Genomic DNA, 16,185 nt, shown 5'->3' with positions numbered 1-16,185 from the left:
ACATCCACTCGGTGAGTGGCGTAAATAATCAACGTGAATATCCCTAACTGCTGAGAAAGGCACCTTCTGTCATGGCGAACCCGTTCGTAAAGGCGTGGAAGTACTTGATGGCTCTCTTCGATTCCAAGATTGAGGAGAACGCGGATCCGAAGGTACAGATCGAGCAGGCCATCGAAGAAGCGCAGCGTCAGCACCAAGAGCTGTCCCAGCAGGCAGCTGCAGTCATTGGTAACCAGCGTCAGCTGGAGATGCAGCTCAACCGTCGCTTGAGCGAAATTGAGAAGCTGCAGCAGAATACCCGCAATGCCTTGAACCTCGCGGACAAGGCCCGCGCTGAGGGCGATGTACAGAAGGCTACAGAGTACGAAAATGCCGCTGAGGCTTTCGCTGCCCAGCTTGTGACTGCAGAACAGTCCGTGGAAGACACGAAGAAGCTGCACGATCAGGCACTGCAGCAGGCAGATCAGGCCAAGAAGGCAGTCGAGCGCAATGGCATGGCTCTGCGTGAGAAGGTGAACGAGCGCTCGAAGCTGCTGTCCCAGCTGGAGCAGGCCAAGATGCAGGAGAAGGTCTCCGAGTCCTTGAACTCGATGAACGAGCTCACTGCTAACGGCAATTCTCCGTCTCTCGATGCCGTGCGCGACAAGATCGAGCGCCGTTACTCCAAGGCGCTGGGGCAGGCGGAGCTGGCTGAGAACTCCGTATCTAACCGCATGCAGGAAATCGAGCAGGCAGGTGTGCAGCTGGCTGGCCACTCGCGCCTCGAGCAGATTCGCGCAGAGATGAATAGCACTAAGGCTGTGGAGGGCAACTCTCAGCAGGCTATTGGTGCGGGTGAGAACAACGCCCAGCCGAGCGCGGCCGATGATGCTGTGCAGGCCCGCCTGCGTGAGCTGCGTGGCGAGTAAGAGCTGAGATTTTCTAGTCGCCGACGCCGCGTGCGTGAAGGGCCTCGCCCATAGCGCGGGCGCGGCGAAGAGAACGAATGATAACCGGGGTACCGAATGCGGTCAGTGAGGCCGTGGCACCCCGGGCTTTTCGTGCGTCAAGTACTTCGAGGACAGTGCCAAGCATGAGTGGCAGGAGGCGGATGGTGAGAGACATCGCCAGCGTGATGTTCTCTACGGGCACACCCAGTTTGCCAAGAGGTGCGAGAGCGCGGTCGAAGGAATCCATCATCTCCGAAACCTTCGTGGTGAGGGTTAGCAGCACGGCCGCAATGACGGCCGCATAGACCGTAAGAAACATGATCGCAGCCGAGGTGAGATCTTTTTGCCACCACTGAAATGCTGCGAGCGCAACCAACAAATAGAGCGGTGGAGCGAGCTGACCTACTGCCACCCGGAGGGGGATGTGAGCGACGGGGAAGAGCACAAGAGGAATAGCAAGGCTTAAGGCTGCCCACGCAACCGTCTTCACCGCTAACGAGGTGACGAGGATGAAGGCGATAAGGGTAAGGAACTTCACCGCAGCAGGGATGCGGTGAATAGTCGTGTCTGCGTCGACGTAAAAACCGAGTGGGATGTTCTTGGGCATATTCCTAGAGCGGGCGTGAGGCCATGAGATTGGTGTAGAAGGGGATGACCTCATCGGGAGGGCCATCAGCGTCGACGTGATGACTATCGATGCATATCACGCGGTCAAAGTCGGAGAGAAAGTCGAGGTCGTGGGTTACCACAATCAGTTGCTGTTCGAGGCTTGCGAATTCGCGGCGAATGCGGTCGCGGTTGCGTAAATCCAGCAATGTCGTGGGCTCATCGGCGATGATGACGGTGGGTTCCATGACGAGGACGGCAGCGAGGGCAAGTAGCTGCTTTTGCCCGCCCGACAGTGTGTGGGGAGATTGGTCAGACAGTGGGGTCAATCCAAAGCGATCAAGTACAGCATCGACCCGTGCAGTTCGTTCCTCCTTGGATAGTTTGAGCCTGCGCAGTGAAAAATCCAGGTCATCCCGCACATTTGGCATGACGATTTGATTCTCTGCATCGGAGAAGACGAAGCCCACCTTGCGGCGAACATCTTTGCCGTGCTTGGCGACGTCCACCCCGTCCACCTGCACGCTGCCTTCCGTAGGCTCCCCGAGGCCATTGATGAGCCGAACGAGGGTAGATTTGCCGCCACCATTGGCACCGATGATGCCGATACGCTGTTCGGTCAACGTCATCGAAACACTGTCAAGGACCTTCTTTTCGTCGAAGGAAACAGAGACGTTGTGAAAATCAATCTGAGGCACGGCGGCAGCTTAGTTCTGGGCGTGTGGCTGTGGTTTCTGAGCGCGGCGCCCTATGAGATCCGGGAAAGCGGCGTGGACACCGGCTGCAATGGCGACCATGATGGCTACCTTGATGAGGTCCGGGATGATGAATGGTCCCTGGGCCAGAATCGCGGCGCCAAAGGACATATCAGAGCGAACCATGAGGCCAAGGCTTCCGCAGAGATACTGAATGGCAAGGCCGATGATGCCGGCGATAGCGAGCGTGACAATCATGCCGCCCTTATTCCGCGGTGCGCGGTAGGCGATAAATCCCGCGATGGCGGGGGCAATGATGTAGCCGACGAGGTATCCCACGGTGGGGCCGGCGATGGCACTGAGTGCGCTGCGGCCACCGGCCAAGATAGGAAGGCCTACCAGGCCGAGGGTCATAAAGAGGAGGCCAACGAAGAAGCCACGGCGACCGCCCAGGACGAGGCCGGCAAGAATAATGACGGCGTTCTGGATGACGATCGGCACGCCCGCGGTTGGGGTGGGGATAGACACAAACGCGAAAACGATGATAAGTGCGGTAAAAACCGCGACGTAGGCGATGTCGAGAGCGACAGAATTCTTTTTCATGGGCCAAAGTTTATCTAGTAGGAGAAGTTAGCAGCAAATGGGCACTTTTGAACACCGTTCAAGCTTGGCTTTTGGGCGGCGAAACTACCCCATCCGGGGTACCCTCTGGGCATGAATAAACTACGGGCAATAAAGACGGCATGCGGCGGTGCGGTCATCGTTGCGGCTACGGCGGTGATGTCGGGATGTTCGCTCATTAACTCGGCAAATGTGATTGAGAACATCGATGCCGCTGCAGGCGTGGCCGACGGCGAAGTGGGAGAGGTCACGATGCCTGTCGGCGATATCTTCGATACCCAGTATCAGCGCGTGATTTTTATTTGCTCAGGTGCCACTGAATCCGATGTTGATGAAGCGAGTGGCGGAACCTGGCAGGGAGGCTCTGATGAAGATGATGGGTGGTATCCGCCATCGCGTGGCACCGTGGAGATTTATCGCGACACTGAAGGCTCGGGATTTTCCAAGTATGTCACCACTTTCGCTCCCGAAGACGATCTTGATGTGTGTCGAAACATGGGCGGTGTTGTTGCCGTGCTGCCGGCAAGCGAAGAAGTGACCTTTGTACGCTCCGAACAGGATGGCCCCTGGGTGAAGCAATAGTAGTTCGACATGCCAGGGCGGAGAGTCGCAAATCGAACACTTGTGTGTGTATTGTGTGAGGGGAGTCCGCTAGGGGCGTTAGAGTACCGCCGTGGTGTGAAACAAAAGCGAAACCGCAGTTGTTGACAGACCTGGGAACCGAAGCCTCTGTGCGGCAGTCTAAATTGGTGACTCCCGCGTCAGCGGCACGAAAACCACATTAAAAATCAGCTATCACACCAGTTATCGCTCATCGTAAGAACACTCGACAAAGTAGTGAGGAAATAAATGGCTACGAAGAAGAAGTCCTCGGCAGCAAGCAAGGGTGACGATCGTCAGAAGGCCCTTGACGCCGCAATGTCCATGATTGAAAAGGATTTCGGCAAAGGCGCTGTAATGCGCTTGGGTGACGATGATCGCCCACCAATCCGCGCTATTTCTTCCGGTAACACTGCCATCGATATTGCGCTGGGTGTGGGTGGATTCCCGCGCGGACGCATCGTGGAGATTTACGGCCCTGAGTCCTCCGGTAAGACCACGGTGGCCCTTCACGCTATTGCCTCCGCACAAAAGGAAGGCGGAATCGCCGCTTTCATCGATGCTGAGCACGCCCTCGATCCTGAGTATGCACGTCTGTTGGGCGTGGATACAGACAACCTGTTGGTTTCTCAGCCGGACACGGGTGAACAGGCGCTGGAAATTGCGGACATGCTTGTGCGTTCCGGCGCTATCGACATCATCGTCATTGACTCCGTAGCGGCACTGACGCCGAAGGCGGAGATTGAAGGCGAAATGGGTGACAGCCACGTGGGCTTGCAGGCTCGCCTGATGTCCCAGGCACTGCGCAAGATGACCGGTGCACTGTACAACTCTGGGACGACCGCCATCTTCATTAACCAGCTGCGTGAGAAAATTGGCGTGATGTTCGGCTCGCCGGAGACCACCACCGGTGGTAAGGCGCTGAAGTTCTACGCCTCCGTGCGCTGCGACATTCGCCGCATTCAGACTCTGAAGGATGGCCAAGACGCCATTGGTAACCGCACCAAACTCAAGATCGTGAAGAACAAGGTTTCCCCGCCGTTTAAGATTGCGGAATTCGACATCATGTATGGCGAAGGTATTTCACGCGAATCCTCCATCATTGATCTGGGCGTCGAGCACGGTTTCATCAAGAAGTCTGGTTCGTGGTTCACCTATGAAGGCGACCAACTGGGGCAGGGCAAGGAGAAGGCCCGCAACTTCTTGAAAGAGAACCCAGACTTGGCGGATGAGATTGAGAAGAAGATCTTCGTCAAGCTAGGTGTAGGGCCAGCCGCTGCTGAGGCAGGGGATGACGTAGCCATGGATGTTCCGGGCGCAGACGATCCGCTGACTGATGAATCCGTCGGCTTGGTCCCGAACGTCGACTTCGACGACGACTAAGCCACGTCGGAGATGGTTCAACCGTCACTGGAGAAGATTGAGAAGCTGCGCCAAGCACTCGAAGACTATGAATCGGGTGCTGCGGGTGGACAGCTCATTGATGCCGAGGCCGAGGAGGCAAAGGCCTCAGTGCGCTCCCGTGCACTACGGCTTCTTGACCAGCGGGCACGTTCGCGCCAAGAACTACGCGAACGCCTCCTTGCAGCAGAGTTCGAGCCAGATGTTATCGATGTAGTCCTCGATGATCTTGCGGGTGTAGGCCTTATCAATGATGAGAGCTTCGCACGCGAGTGGGTACGGCAACGGCATGTGCGTCGTGGCAAATCTGTACGCGCCTTGAACATGGAGCTCAAGGATAAAGGCGTCGATGCTGCTGACCGTGCGGTGGCTTTGGAACAAATCACCGAGGAATCGGAAGAAGCAACTGCCCGCAAGGTGGCGGAGAAGAAAGCGCGGACGATCAAGAAGGTGCCCGCGGACCGACATGAGCGCGATAAGTTCCTCAGACGAATAGTGGGGACGCTGGCACGCCGCGGCTACAGCCACAGCCTGACGATGCAGATATCCATCGAGGCGTTGGATGCCCGCATCGCTGAACTGACCTGAGCCGCACCCCGCTAACTGCTGTAGATCAACAGGTTTACTCGGCAGGGTTGCGGATTTCCGTGTAGCCCTTCGAGTGCCAGTCCACGTTGACGTTGTCCTTGGTATCGAGACCTTGGTCCGGCTGCTCCGGAACCTTCGCCACGATGTTCTTGCGGGCACGGCCGGCGCGCAGCTGGCGCTCGATGCGCTCGGCCAGGAGGCTGAGCCCCCAGTTGATGAGAATCATGATGATGGCGACGACAACGAGCGAGGCTAGGTAGTTCTTGTTATAAGACGCCGATTGGATACCGGAGCGCACCACCTCGACGTAGCCAATCTGGTAGCCCAAGGCAGAGTCCTTGAGCGCGATGATCATCTGGGAAATCAATGCCGGCAGCATGGCGGCCACGGCCTGCGGGAGCAGGATGGTGAGCATCGTTTGATTGTGCGAAAGGCCTAGTGCACGGGCAGCCTCCGTCTGGCCCTTGGGCAGGGACTTGATGCCTGAGCGCAGAATTTCTGCCACCACCGAGCCGTTGTACAGAGTCAAGGCAAAGACTACGGCGCTGAAAGCCAGGTGCTTAGACGGCACGACGTCGTAGATGGCGAAGAGCTGGTAGGCAAAAATCATGAGCAACAGCACGGGAATGGCACGGAAGAATTCGACGACCACACCACACACAGTGCGGATGATGACGTTTTCACTCAAGCGGCCAAGTCCGAAAATCACGCCGAAGATGATGGCGAAGATAATCGAGGCCACTGCGGAGAAGATAGTTCCTCGTAAGCCAGGGATGAGGTACGTCGTCCACGTCTGACTATTGAGAAACGGGGTCCATAACTCAGACGCGAGCTGGCCGCGCTCATGCAAGGTGGACAGCACCCAATACAGAACCGCTGCAGAAAGTGCGACGGTTATGATGGTGTAGATGAGGTTTCGACGCTTGCCTTTGGGGCCAGGGGCGTCGTAAAGCACCGTTGCACGTACAGACATTATTTCTTCACCGCCAGACTTTCAGAAAGCTTGCCCAGCCCTAGTCCCATGGGCAGGGTGAGGAGGATAAAGCCGACTGCGAAGATGAAGAAGATGAGGAACAGCTGGCTCGCATGCATCTCAATCGTCGACTTCATGAGCAGTGAAGCCTCGGCCACGCCGATCACTGAGGCGATAGTTGTGTTCTTAGTAAGCGCGATAAGCGTGTTGCCAAGCGGGACGATCGCTGCGCGGACCGCTTGCGGGAAAATGATGGTGCTGAACGTCTGTGTAAAGCTCAGGCCCAATGAACGAGCTGCCTCAGCCTGGCCAAAGTCCACGGTGTTGATACCGGAGCGCAGCGACTCAGCTACGAACGCTGAGGTGTAGAGGATGAAGCCCAAGATGGCGAGGCGGAAGTTATTGTCCACAAGGAATGTCGCAGAATCCCTACTAGCCAGCGCTAAGCCCAGGTTCTGGTAAAGACCAAAAGAGCAGAACAGAATAATGAGCGTGAGTGGGGTATTACGCACCATTGTGATGTATGTAGTGGCAATCCACCGCAAGATGCTGACCGGGGAGACACGCATTGCGGTGAGAATGGTGCCCAGAATCATCGCGCCAATGGCGGACCAGAAAGTCAGTTGGATGGTGAGCCAAAAGGCCGGCCATAGATTAGGGCCAAGTGCAGCCCACATGGAGTCCATATGATTCTCCTAGGAATACGTCTGCGCCGAGGAACAGGGTGGCCTCGGCGCAGACTACGGGAAGGCGTAGGTGACTAGTGCTTAGGATTCGAGGAAGGAGAGGTCACCGATGGTGGCTTCGTCGATGCCCTCGCCCTTGTCCAGGTTCTTGGAAACGAGCTTGTCGAATTCACCGGAGGAATGCAGCTCCTCCAATGCCTTGTTGACGGCGTCGGTAGCTTCCTGGTCGTCCTTCTTTAGACCCGCACCGTAGTATTCGTCAGTGAAGGGCTTGCCGTCCTTTTCCAGCTCAACCACCTTGAACTTGCCTGGGTTCTGAGCCGCGTAACCATTGAGAATCGTGGCATCCGTCGTCATAGCGTCCACGTTGCCCTGGCCCAGAGCCTCCACACAGGAGGAGTAGGTGTCGTACTCCTGCAGCTGAACGCTGGGGAGAGCTTCCTTGACCTTCTGGGCTGGAGTCGAGCCGGTTACTGAGCAGAGAATCTTGCCGTCGAGTCCATCAAGGCCGGTGATGTCTGAGTTCTTTTCCTGGGTCAGCAGTGCTTGGTGCGTAACCAGGTATGGGCCGGCAAAGTTGACCTTCTCGGCGCGTGACGCATTGATGGAATACGTGGCGGTAATGAGATCGACCTCGCCGTTCTCAATGAGGGTCTCACGCTGTGCAGACGGGGTCTCACGCCATTCGATTTCTGGTTCTTCCCAGCCATTGGCCTCGGCGATGTGGTTTACCACATAGGTCGCGATGTCCACATCGAGACCGGTCATAGAGCCGTCGCCTTCGCGAAGGCCCAAGCCTGGCTGGTCGAACTTGGTTCCGAGCGTGACGTTACCTGCCTCAATGTGAGCAAGCAGGCCTTCACCGCCACCGGCGGAATTAGCGGAATCGCCACCACAGGCAACGAGCAGCGAGCTCGAAGCAGCGAGGGCAGTAACGGTGGCGGTGACGCGGGCAATAGTGCGGGACATGAGATTCTCCTTGAATAGAGTGAGATGGAAAAGTAAGTGAGTTGGTGACGGTTAGTGCTGCAGAATCTTGCCAAGGAAGTCCTTGGCGCGATCCGACTGCGGGTTGGTGAAGAAAGATTCTGGGTCGGTGTCTTCGACGATGCTTCCGTCGGCCATGAAGAGGATGCGGTCAGCAGCGCGCCGCGCAAAGCCCATTTCGTGGGTGACCACGACCATGGTCATGCCTTCCTTGGCGAGGTCCGTCATGACGTCCAGAACTTCATTGACCATTTCTGGGTCAAGAGCCGAGGTCGGCTCGTCGAACAACATGACCTTGGGGCGCATGGCCAGTGCACGGGCGATAGCCACGCGCTGCTGCTGGCCACCAGAGAGTTGAGCGGGGTATTTCTCGGCTTGGTTAGCAATACCCACGCGTTCCAGCAGCTGCATGGCGAGGTCCTCAGCCTCCGATTTCTTCATCTTGCGCACCTTTATCGGACCTAGTGTGACGTTGTCCTTGATTGTCTTGTGCGGAAAGAGATTGAACTGCTGGAAGACCATGCCCACGTCGGCGCGCAGCTTGGCTAGCTCGCGGCCTTCTTCGGGAAGCTGTGTGCTGTCGATAGAGATGCTCCCTTCCTCGATGGTTTCGAGGCGGTTGATCGTGCGACAGAGCGTGGACTTTCCGGAACCGGAGGGACCGAGGACGACGATGACCTCTCCGCGGCCGATCTCCAAATTGATATCGCGGAGAGCATGGTAATCGCCGAAGTACTTGTTGACTCCGGAGAGTTCAATCATGGGACGCTTTGTGTAAGGCATGCCACACCCCCTTTGTGAAAGTGAACTGAATCATAGCTAGAAGGATAGGGTGTAGGGAAAGTGGATGGTGGATCTTTGGATAACGAATGTATAACGCTTGGCTACGTGCGAGGCATTATGAGTAGCGGGAACTGGCCGTTAGAATATCCCCACGTGAGCACCCCTGTAACTGAACACCAGCCCCGCACCTATGAGGTGCGCACCTTTGGCTGCCAGATGAACGTGCACGATTCCGAGCGCATTTCCGGCCTTCTTGAAGAGGCCGGCTACGTCGCCGCACCTGCTGACGTTGAACCGGATCTCGTTGTTTTCAACACCTGCGCGGTGCGCGAAAACGCTGATAAGCGCTTGTATGGAACGCTGGGCGCGTTGAAGAAGACCAAGGAAAACCACCCTGGTATGCAAATTGCCGTTGGTGGCTGCTTGGCACAGAAGGATAAGGACACTGTCCTTGACCATGCGCCGTGGGTGGATGCTGTTTTTGGTACCCACAACATGGCGGCCCTGCCGACACTGCTGGAGCGCGCCCGTCACAATGATGAGGCCCAAGTAGAGATCGTCGACTCGCTCGAAGCCTTTCCCTCCGTGCTACCGGCTAAGCGTGAGTCGGCCTATGCCGGCTGGGTTTCGGTATCGGTAGGCTGCAACAACACCTGCACCTTCTGTATCGTGCCTTCTCTGCGCGGTAAAGAAGAGGATCGCCGCCCCGGCGATATCCTCGCTGAGGTCCAGGCGCTCGTGGACCAGGGTGTCTCTGAGGTGACCCTGCTGGGCCAAAACGTCAACGCCTATGGCGTGAACTTCGCCGACCCAGACATGCCGCGCGATCGCTTTGCCTTCTCAAAGCTGTTGCGAGAAGTGGGCAAGATTGAAGGCTTGGAGCGTTTGCGCTTTACCTCGCCGCATCCAGCGGAGTTCACCTCAGATGTTATTGATGCGATGGCTGAAACCCCATCGGTGTGCCCGCAGCTGCATATGCCGTTGCAATCAGGCTCGGACAAAGTGCTGAAAGACATGCGCCGCTCCTACCGCACAAAGAAGTTCTTCGGCATCCTCGACGAGGTGCGTGAAAAGATGCCTCATGCGGCCATCACCACCGATATTATTGTGGGCTTTCCAGGAGAGACTGAAGAGGACTTTGAGGCCACCATGGATGTGGTGCGCCGCGCACGATTCGCTTCTGCCTTCACGTTCCAGTATTCTCCGCGCCCGGGCACCCCGGCAGCTGAGATGGAGGATCAGATCCCCAAGGAAGTTGTACAAGAGCGTTTCGAGCGCCTCGTCGCGCTGCAGGACTCCATTCAGGCGGAGGAGAATGCCAAGCTTGTGGGCACCGACGTTGAGTTGCTTGTCCAAGCAGAGGGGGGCCGCAAGAACGATGAAACACATCGCATGTCCGGCCGTGCCCGCGATGGCCGCTTGGTGCACTTCGCGCCTGTCGACGCCACAGGGAAGGACATCTCCGACGAGATTCGCGCCGGTGATGTTGTCCACACCACAGTGACGGACTCTGGTTCCTTCTTCCTCGTCGCGGATTCCGGTGTCACTGAGCATCGACGAACTCAGGCTGGTGACATGTCCGCTGCTGGTCAAACCCCCACGACCGCACCGATTGGTGTGGGGTTGGGTCTGCCGGGCGTCGGCAAGCCCAGCGCCCCGGCCGCGTCCGCTGACGCGTGTGGGTGCTAGGGGAGAGTAGGCTCCACATACATGAGTGATGACTTGAATGCCGTGCAGGACGCCGTTGCCGCTGAGCGCCGTGCTGCCAAGACTATCGAGCTAGGTGCTCACCGCTATGCGCTCATCGTCTCGGTGGTGTTGTGGATAGCGTATCTGCTCCTTCCGTATGCCGGGGAGGCTCGTGGATGGGAAGCGCTCATGTTGGGGACAACCTCTGAGGGTGTCAAGATTTCGCTCGTGGAAGCAATCAGCGCGTGGTTGGCATTGCTTGGCGTGGGAGTGCTCACGACCGCTACCATCGCGACGCGGCGCACCGCTCTAGCGCTCGTGTCCTGGATGATGACTACGGTTTCCTTCTTCGTGAACCTCTGGGGGTTCTGGTACCGCGACAGCGCAGCGGACGGAGCCCGAATCGGCATGTACGTAGGCGCGCTGTCTACGTTCATTGCCTTTATCGTCTACTGCCAAGTGGCGCTTCGCCGCAGCCCAGAGCAGCTCGCAGCTGCTGAGCGCGTGCGCGAGGTGTCGGGACAATTAGATCACGTAGGTGTTCTCCAATCGGAGGCCGCAACAGATGTGCCGGCCGAAGAGAATCCGCTGCTCATCGATAACCGTCGCTCCCAAGCGGCCTCCCGCCACCGCCGTCAACAGAAAGACTCTGACGACAACTAAGGCGTGGTTATACCGACTATCCCTTCTACACGGTCAGCTCGTAGGCGCTGCTGGCAGAAATAGCGTGGGCGCCCAGCCGCGCGTACAGCGCATTCATGGCGGGGTCGGCATCCGCGACGGAGCAGTAGGCGCGGCGCACATCGGGCCAGTGCTGCGCTACCGCATGTTGAGCATGCTGTTTGGCGCGCGTGGCGAGCCCACGGCGACGGTGTTCGCGGTCGGTGACCGTGAGCGTCCACTCGCAGACCTCTGGGGCAGCATCGCCATGCCGGGAAAGTTCCGTAAGGGCGACGACGCTGCCGTTCTCAATGAGCCCGACGAGCAGCGTGTGAGCCCCGCGAGAGCGAAGCCGTGCATGCGCCTCAGCGAGGCGTTGGCGCGTCCACACAATGGGCTCCACGCTTAAGTCACCAAAGATGGCGTCGGTGGAGGCGACAGTGAGCAGCCGGAGGACGTCATCGAGAAACTCCTCTGGGATGTCATAATCCGCCCACACCTGCGCGCCGAGCACTGGGGGAGTAGGGCTGATATCGACATACAGCTGATGCTCGGCGTGCTTAGGCTTAAAACCCAGCTCAAGGTAGGCCTGCGACATCGGATCGTAGGTATAGTCCGCATCCGGTGGGTACAGCATGCCTACTTGGGCGGTGCGGCGACCGAGCTGGCGGGTCAAGCGCAGGGCCTGCTGCGCAAGTGCACGCGTTACCTCGAGGGCATCGGGCTCCAGCTCTTCCCCGGGCAGGGGCAGGAGTTCCGCCGACAGCACACATTCGATATCGGCGTTCTCGGTTTCCTCCAGCAGCGGTAAGGAAATATGGATGAATCCATCGAAATCGATCTCCGGGCTGGGCTCCGCCGCGGAAATTACAGGAAGCCCGAGCTCACCTGCCTCACCCAGCGCGGAATCAGTCAACCCAAAAAGCAAGGTGCGGGACTCTGTTGAGCCTTGGAGGCGCTGGAGTACGCGGCGCGGGGAGCCACTTGCAGCCGGATCACCGCTGGCTTCTTGGGCTGCAAGGTTGGCATCAAAGACGAAACTTCGCAGACAATCCGCCGGTTCAGCATGGGCTGAGCCCGGCGGGGCGACAATCTGAACAAACACCTTTGTGGTGGTTGCGGCGTCTACTTGTCGTTGACAGCAGCCGCGGCAGCGTCAGCAAACTCCTGCCACTGAGCTGCCTGGGCGCGAAGATCCTCGGCCTTCTTAGTGTTTCCCTTCGCTTCTGCAGCGTCTGCCTGGGCGGTAAAGTCATCGACCTTGGCCTGGAACTGGGCTACGCGGGCCTGGGCCTCCGGATCAGTGCGGCGCCACTCGGAGTCCTCAGCTTCGCTCACGCGCTTTTCCAGCGCAGAGATTTTTGCCTCATACTCACGAACCTGGTTGCGCGGGACGAAACCAATCTCTTCCCACTTCTCCTGCAGCTCGCGCAGCTTGGCCTTGGCTCCATCGATGGACTTGGACGGGTCAATCTGGGAGTCATACTCCTCAATGAGCGCATCCTTGGCCGCGGCGTTCTCAGCGAATTGCTTATCGCGCTCGTCGTTGACTGCGTTGCGGGCATTGAAGAAGTAATCCTGGGCTGCGCGGAACTGGGCCCAGAGCTTATCGTCCACCTCGCGTGGAGCGCGGCCAGCTGCCTTCCACTCCGTCATGAGATCACGGTACGCGCGGGCAGTCTCACCCCAGTTGGTGGATTCCTTGATGGCCTCGGCGCGCTCTACCAGTTCCTCCTTCTTAGCGCGGGCAGCTGCGCGGTTGCGGTCCAGCTCGGCAAAGTGAGAGCCGCGACGGCGGTTGAAAGAATCGCGAGCGCGGGAGTAACGCTTCCACAGTGCATCATCGGTCTTCCGGTCGATGCCGCGGATCTGCTTCCACTCTTCCAGAATGGCGCGGATGCGATCACCGGCAGCTTTCCACTCAGTGGAGTTCGCGGCGATGTCCTCTGCCTCAGCGGCGAGCTTCTCCTTCTTTGCAATGGCTTCTTCGCGGCGACGGGCCTTATCAGCTTGTGCCTGCTCCCCGGCTTCGACGGAGTGCTCGATAACCGCTGCGAGGCGCTTGTCCAGAGCGGCGATATCGCCAATGACGGCCTGAGTAGGGAGAGACTCGCGCAGTTCGGCAGCGGTGGTCTTGATAGAAGATGCATCCCCCGGGTGGGCATTCAGACGCGACTCGAGAAGCTCGATCTCCGTGGACAGGTCGTCGTAGCGTGCGCCGTAGTGAGCGAGGCCTTCCTCCGGAGTACCGGCTTGCCAGTCACCAATCTTGCGCTCGCCCTCAGGGGCGTTGACATACACCGAGCCATCAGCGTCGACGCGACCCCACTTGGCCGGGTCATTCTTCGGGGGCTGAGCGGGGCGTGCTGCCGGTGCGGAGGGCTTAGGGCCGGGGCGAGCGCCTTTGCGGGGCATTGCTCCAGGGCTAGGGATAGCGGACATGGTAGGAAACCACCTTCGGTACAATCGCGCCGCGCGACACGGCTGCCAGAACTTATGTGACACAACACTACCGTTTCCGCCGCGCAGTCGCGTGCTAACCCCACATTTGTGACCTTATAAGATGGGAGACGATGCAGAATCTCATGATTATGCCGGCCTCACCGGCGCTAGCAGAAGAACTCTCACCGGGCGACGATGCTTCCCGCGCACTCCTGCGTGCCGCATGCGAGCTGGTTCGCGATGCCGCACGCGTGATAACTGGCGGCACCACTCCACTACACGTAGATATTGTGGGCTCCCGCGATCCGCGCTGGCGCACTGAGCTTCCAGGTAGCTTGCGCGCATGGGGCGCCCCACAGGTCAATGTCGGTGACGGACATTACCTCCCAGAGCTCATGGCTCGCTATGTCCTTACTCGCGCACTGGGGGCAGAGTGCTTCGAGGTCATGGACTCACGGCCCGATGTTGAGGACATTAAGGAAGGGCGACTGACAGTGGTGTGCGTCGATGGCTCTGCTGGGTTAACCGACCGCGCCCCGCTTGCCCTCGTGGACAGCGCGCGTGATGCGCATTTGTGGTGTGAATCGGTCCTGTCGGGAGCTGACGTTCACTGTGATGAGGAAAAACTGCGTTCAGCGGGAGTTCTGGAAACCGACTTGTGGGCACAGCTGGCGACTGTGCACCCACATTATGCGGAGCTGCGGGCAGCCGATTCCACCCTCGGCGTTGGCCGCTATGTAGCGGGGTGGCAGCGCTGATGAACTCCTCTGCGCCAACCCCCATCGCGGTGGTGGGGCCCACGGCCTCCGGAAAGTCTGCGCTGGGTGTGTCACTTGCCCACGAGCTGGACGGTGAAGTCGTCAACGTGGATTCCATGCAGCTCTACCGCGGTATGGATATTGGCACCGCCAAGCTAAGCCTGGAAGAACGTGAGAGGATTCCGCACCATCAACTTGATGTGTGGGAGGTGACGGAGACCGCGTCCGTAGCACGCTACCAGGCAGCCGCTATCGCTGATGTGGAGGATATTCTCTCCCGTGGGAAAACCCCGATCTTGGTGGGCGGTTCCATGCTGTACGTGCAGTCTCTGGTGGATAATTGGCAATTCCCACCGACCGATCCTGCGGTTCGTGCTCGTTTTGAAGCACGCCGCAAAGAGATAGGCACAGACGCTCTGCATGCGGAACTCGCTGAGATCGATCCTGCTGCAGCAGCAATCATCGAGGACAAAGACCCCCGTCGGACCGTGCGCGCCCTGGAAGTCATTGAGCTGACCGGCAAGCCGTTCAAGGCCAGCCAGCCGCCCAAGAACGCGCCGCCGCGGTGGGGTACGCGAATCCTCGGGCTTCGCACTGAAGCTGAATGGCTTAATCCCCGTATTGATCTGCGCAGCCGTCTCATGTTCGACAACGGCCTGATCGAGGAAGTTGAAAAGCTCCAGACCCAGGGCTTGGTCGCAGACTCCACAGCTGGGCGGGCCATCGGCTACGCCCAAGTACTCGATGCTCAGCGCGGGGAGCTGACCTGGGACGAGGCCGTTGAGCGCACCATCACCGGCACGCGGCGTTATGTGCGTAGGCAACGCGCCTGGTTTAACAGGGATAAGCGCATCTCCTGGTTGGACGCAGCAGGAGATACACGGGATCAAGCCTTGCGAGTCTTGGAGAGCCATTAGACTCTACAAACATGAACTTTGCCAAGGGACACGGAACTGAGAACGACTTTGTCATTGTGGAAGGAACACAGCCCCTTCCACCAGAGAAAGTCCAGGCGCTCTGCGATCGTCGCGCCGGTATCGGCGGCGATGGCGTGCTCCGCGTCATCCGCGCTGGAGAATTGCTGGCAGCTGGTGACATCGACGAGCTCGCGCCGGGCATTGATGCGCAGGACTGGTTTATGGATTACCGCAATGCCGATGGCTCAGTAGCAGAAATGTGTGGCAATGGTACCCGCGTCTTTGCCCACTGGGTGCGCTCCCGTGGGCTGGTGGAGACGGACACCTTCACGGTGGGGACTCGTGCAGGAGCCAAACGTGTAACAGTCCACTCCTTCACTGAGACCGATGCTGAGGTCAGCGTAGAGATGGGGCCGGCCACTGTGCTTGGAGTGTCCACCGCGTCGATGGCGGAGGAGAAGTTCGCGGGCCTTGGCGTGGATATGGGAAACCCGCATTTGGCTGCAGTCATCCCAGGGCTGAACGCTGAGGCATTGGCGCAAAAGACCCTTGAGCAACCAGTAATTGACACCGAGTTTTTCCCGGCGGGAGTGAATGTCGAGATTGTGACTCCGCTGGAGGCGGGCGCTGTTCACATGCGAGTCTTCGAGCGCGGCGTCGGGGAGACCCGTTCCTGTGGTACCGGCACGGTGGCGGCTGCACGTGCCGCGCTTGCCGACGCCTCCCAGGCAACCGGCACCGTCCGCGTTATTGTCCCCGGCGGTGAGGTCACAGTGGAAATTACTGAGGACGGCTCCACGCTCACTGGGCCATCGCGCATCGTGGCGACCGGAGAGACGTCGCTGTAGTT

General features: G+C 58.7%; 18 protein-coding genes. 9 read left to right on the top strand and 9 right to left on the bottom strand.

Features of this window, described 5'->3' with window-relative positions:
- The first annotated feature begins 71 nt into the window (after positions 1–71).
- Complete coding sequence (locus QP922_RS05910; RefSeq protein ID WP_039675832.1) at positions 72–908, top strand: PspA/IM30 family protein; 837 nt, start codon at positions 72–74, stop codon at positions 906–908.
- 13 nt (positions 909–921) lie between these two features.
- Here QP922_RS05910 and QP922_RS05905 read toward each other — a convergent pair whose 3' ends face one another.
- From QP922_RS05905 to QP922_RS05895, 3 genes are read right to left on the bottom strand one after another with little or no spacing between them, the layout of a single operon-like run.
- On the bottom strand, positions 922–1,536 hold the full coding sequence (locus QP922_RS05905; RefSeq protein WP_284808327.1) for an energy-coupling factor transporter transmembrane component T family protein: 615 nt from the start codon (positions 1,534–1,536) through the stop codon (positions 922–924).
- A gap of 4 nt (positions 1,537–1,540) precedes the next feature.
- On the bottom strand, positions 1,541–2,233 hold the full coding sequence (locus QP922_RS05900) for an energy-coupling factor ABC transporter ATP-binding protein (RefSeq protein WP_284808326.1): 693 nt from the start codon (positions 2,231–2,233) through the stop codon (positions 1,541–1,543).
- 9 nt (positions 2,234–2,242) lie between these two features.
- Complete coding sequence (locus QP922_RS05895; protein ID WP_284808325.1) at positions 2,243–2,833, bottom strand: biotin transporter BioY; 591 nt, start codon at positions 2,831–2,833, stop codon at positions 2,243–2,245.
- Positions 2,834–2,944: 111 nt separating this feature from the next.
- On the opposite strand from QP922_RS05895, the gene QP922_RS05890 reads away from it, so the two are divergent.
- The 3 genes from QP922_RS05890 to recX all read left to right on the top strand — a co-directional run bounded on the left by QP922_RS05890 (position 2,945) and on the right by recX (position 5,440).
- Positions 2,945–3,433: a hypothetical protein gene (locus tag QP922_RS05890; protein ID WP_284808323.1), complete on the top strand. Its 489-nt coding sequence runs from the start codon at positions 2,945–2,947 to the stop codon at positions 3,431–3,433.
- 267 nt (positions 3,434–3,700) lie between these two features.
- On the top strand, positions 3,701–4,834 hold the full coding sequence (recA, locus tag QP922_RS05885) for a recombinase RecA (protein WP_039675824.1): 1,134 nt from the start codon (positions 3,701–3,703) through the stop codon (positions 4,832–4,834).
- A 12-nt stretch (positions 4,835–4,846) separates the two neighbouring features.
- Positions 4,847–5,440 carry a recombination regulator RecX gene (recX, locus tag QP922_RS05880; RefSeq protein WP_284808321.1) on the top strand — a complete coding sequence of 198 codons (594 nt, stop codon included), beginning with the start codon at positions 4,847–4,849 and terminating at the stop codon, positions 5,438–5,440.
- 34 nt (positions 5,441–5,474) lie between these two features.
- Here the strand turns inward: recX and QP922_RS05875 are convergent, their stop codons facing one another.
- From QP922_RS05875 to gluA, 4 genes are all read right to left on the bottom strand, one after another.
- Complete coding sequence (locus QP922_RS05875) at positions 5,475–6,413, bottom strand: amino acid ABC transporter permease (protein WP_284808320.1); 939 nt, start codon at positions 6,411–6,413, stop codon at positions 5,475–5,477.
- On the bottom strand, positions 6,413–7,099 hold the full coding sequence (gluC, locus tag QP922_RS05870; protein ID WP_204099926.1) for a glutamate ABC transporter permease GluC: 687 nt from the start codon (positions 7,097–7,099) through the stop codon (positions 6,413–6,415). The genes QP922_RS05875 and gluC overlap by 1 nt, the downstream gene beginning before the upstream one ends.
- Before the next feature lie 81 nt (positions 7,100–7,180).
- On the bottom strand, positions 7,181–8,068 hold the full coding sequence (locus QP922_RS05865) for a glutamate ABC transporter substrate-binding protein (RefSeq protein WP_284808317.1): 888 nt from the start codon (positions 8,066–8,068) through the stop codon (positions 7,181–7,183).
- 51 nt (positions 8,069–8,119) lie between these two features.
- Complete coding sequence (gluA, locus tag QP922_RS05860) at positions 8,120–8,848, bottom strand: glutamate ABC transporter ATP-binding protein GluA (protein WP_284808350.1); 729 nt, start codon at positions 8,846–8,848, stop codon at positions 8,120–8,122.
- Positions 8,849–8,986: 138 nt separating this feature from the next.
- Here gluA and miaB point away from each other — a divergent pair, with 138 nt between their 5' ends.
- Both miaB and QP922_RS05850 read left to right on the top strand, forming a co-directional pair.
- Positions 8,987–10,558 carry a tRNA (N6-isopentenyl adenosine(37)-C2)-methylthiotransferase MiaB gene (miaB, locus tag QP922_RS05855; RefSeq protein ID WP_284808315.1) on the top strand — a complete coding sequence of 524 codons (1,572 nt, stop codon included), beginning with the start codon at positions 8,987–8,989 and terminating at the stop codon, positions 10,556–10,558.
- 21 nt (positions 10,559–10,579) lie between these two features.
- Positions 10,580–11,221 (top strand): Rv2732c family membrane protein, encoded by a 642-nt coding sequence (locus QP922_RS05850; protein WP_284808314.1) that lies wholly within the window; start codon positions 10,580–10,582, stop codon positions 11,219–11,221.
- 25 nt (positions 11,222–11,246) lie between these two features.
- On the opposite strand, the gene QP922_RS05845 is transcribed toward QP922_RS05850, so the two are convergent.
- Both QP922_RS05845 and QP922_RS05840 read right to left on the bottom strand, forming a co-directional pair.
- Positions 11,247–12,323 carry a GNAT family N-acetyltransferase gene (locus QP922_RS05845; RefSeq protein ID WP_284808312.1) on the bottom strand — a complete coding sequence of 359 codons (1,077 nt, stop codon included), beginning with the start codon at positions 12,321–12,323 and terminating at the stop codon, positions 11,247–11,249.
- Between the two features lie 20 nt (positions 12,324–12,343).
- Complete coding sequence (locus QP922_RS05840) at positions 12,344–13,660, bottom strand: DUF349 domain-containing protein (RefSeq protein ID WP_284808310.1); 1,317 nt, start codon at positions 13,658–13,660, stop codon at positions 12,344–12,346.
- A 131-nt stretch (positions 13,661–13,791) separates the two neighbouring features.
- Here QP922_RS05840 and QP922_RS05835 point away from each other — a divergent pair, with 131 nt between their 5' ends.
- Genes QP922_RS05835 through dapF form a run of 3 tightly spaced genes read left to right on the top strand, consistent with a single transcriptional unit; the run spans position 13,792 to position 16,183 of the window.
- Positions 13,792–14,418, top strand: a complete 627-nt coding sequence (locus QP922_RS05835; RefSeq protein ID WP_284808308.1) for a hypothetical protein — start codon at positions 13,792–13,794, stop codon at positions 14,416–14,418.
- On the top strand, positions 14,418–15,335 hold the full coding sequence (gene miaA / locus QP922_RS05830; protein ID WP_284808306.1) for a tRNA (adenosine(37)-N6)-dimethylallyltransferase MiaA: 918 nt from the start codon (positions 14,418–14,420) through the stop codon (positions 15,333–15,335). Before QP922_RS05835 ends, miaA begins: the two co-directional genes overlap by 1 nt.
- Positions 15,336–15,346: 11 nt before the next feature.
- Positions 15,347–16,183: a diaminopimelate epimerase gene (gene dapF, locus QP922_RS05825; protein WP_284808304.1), complete on the top strand. Its 837-nt coding sequence runs from the start codon at positions 15,347–15,349 to the stop codon at positions 16,181–16,183.
- Positions 16,184–16,185 lie beyond the last annotated feature (2 nt).

It is taken from the genome of Corynebacterium sp. MSK218 (assembly GCF_030232655.1).
In the GTDB taxonomy this organism is placed as follows: domain Bacteria; phylum Actinomycetota; class Actinomycetes; order Mycobacteriales; family Mycobacteriaceae; genus Corynebacterium.
Note: the sequence above shows the minus strand (reverse complement) of the source record. Positions and strands in the feature narration are given on the sequence as shown.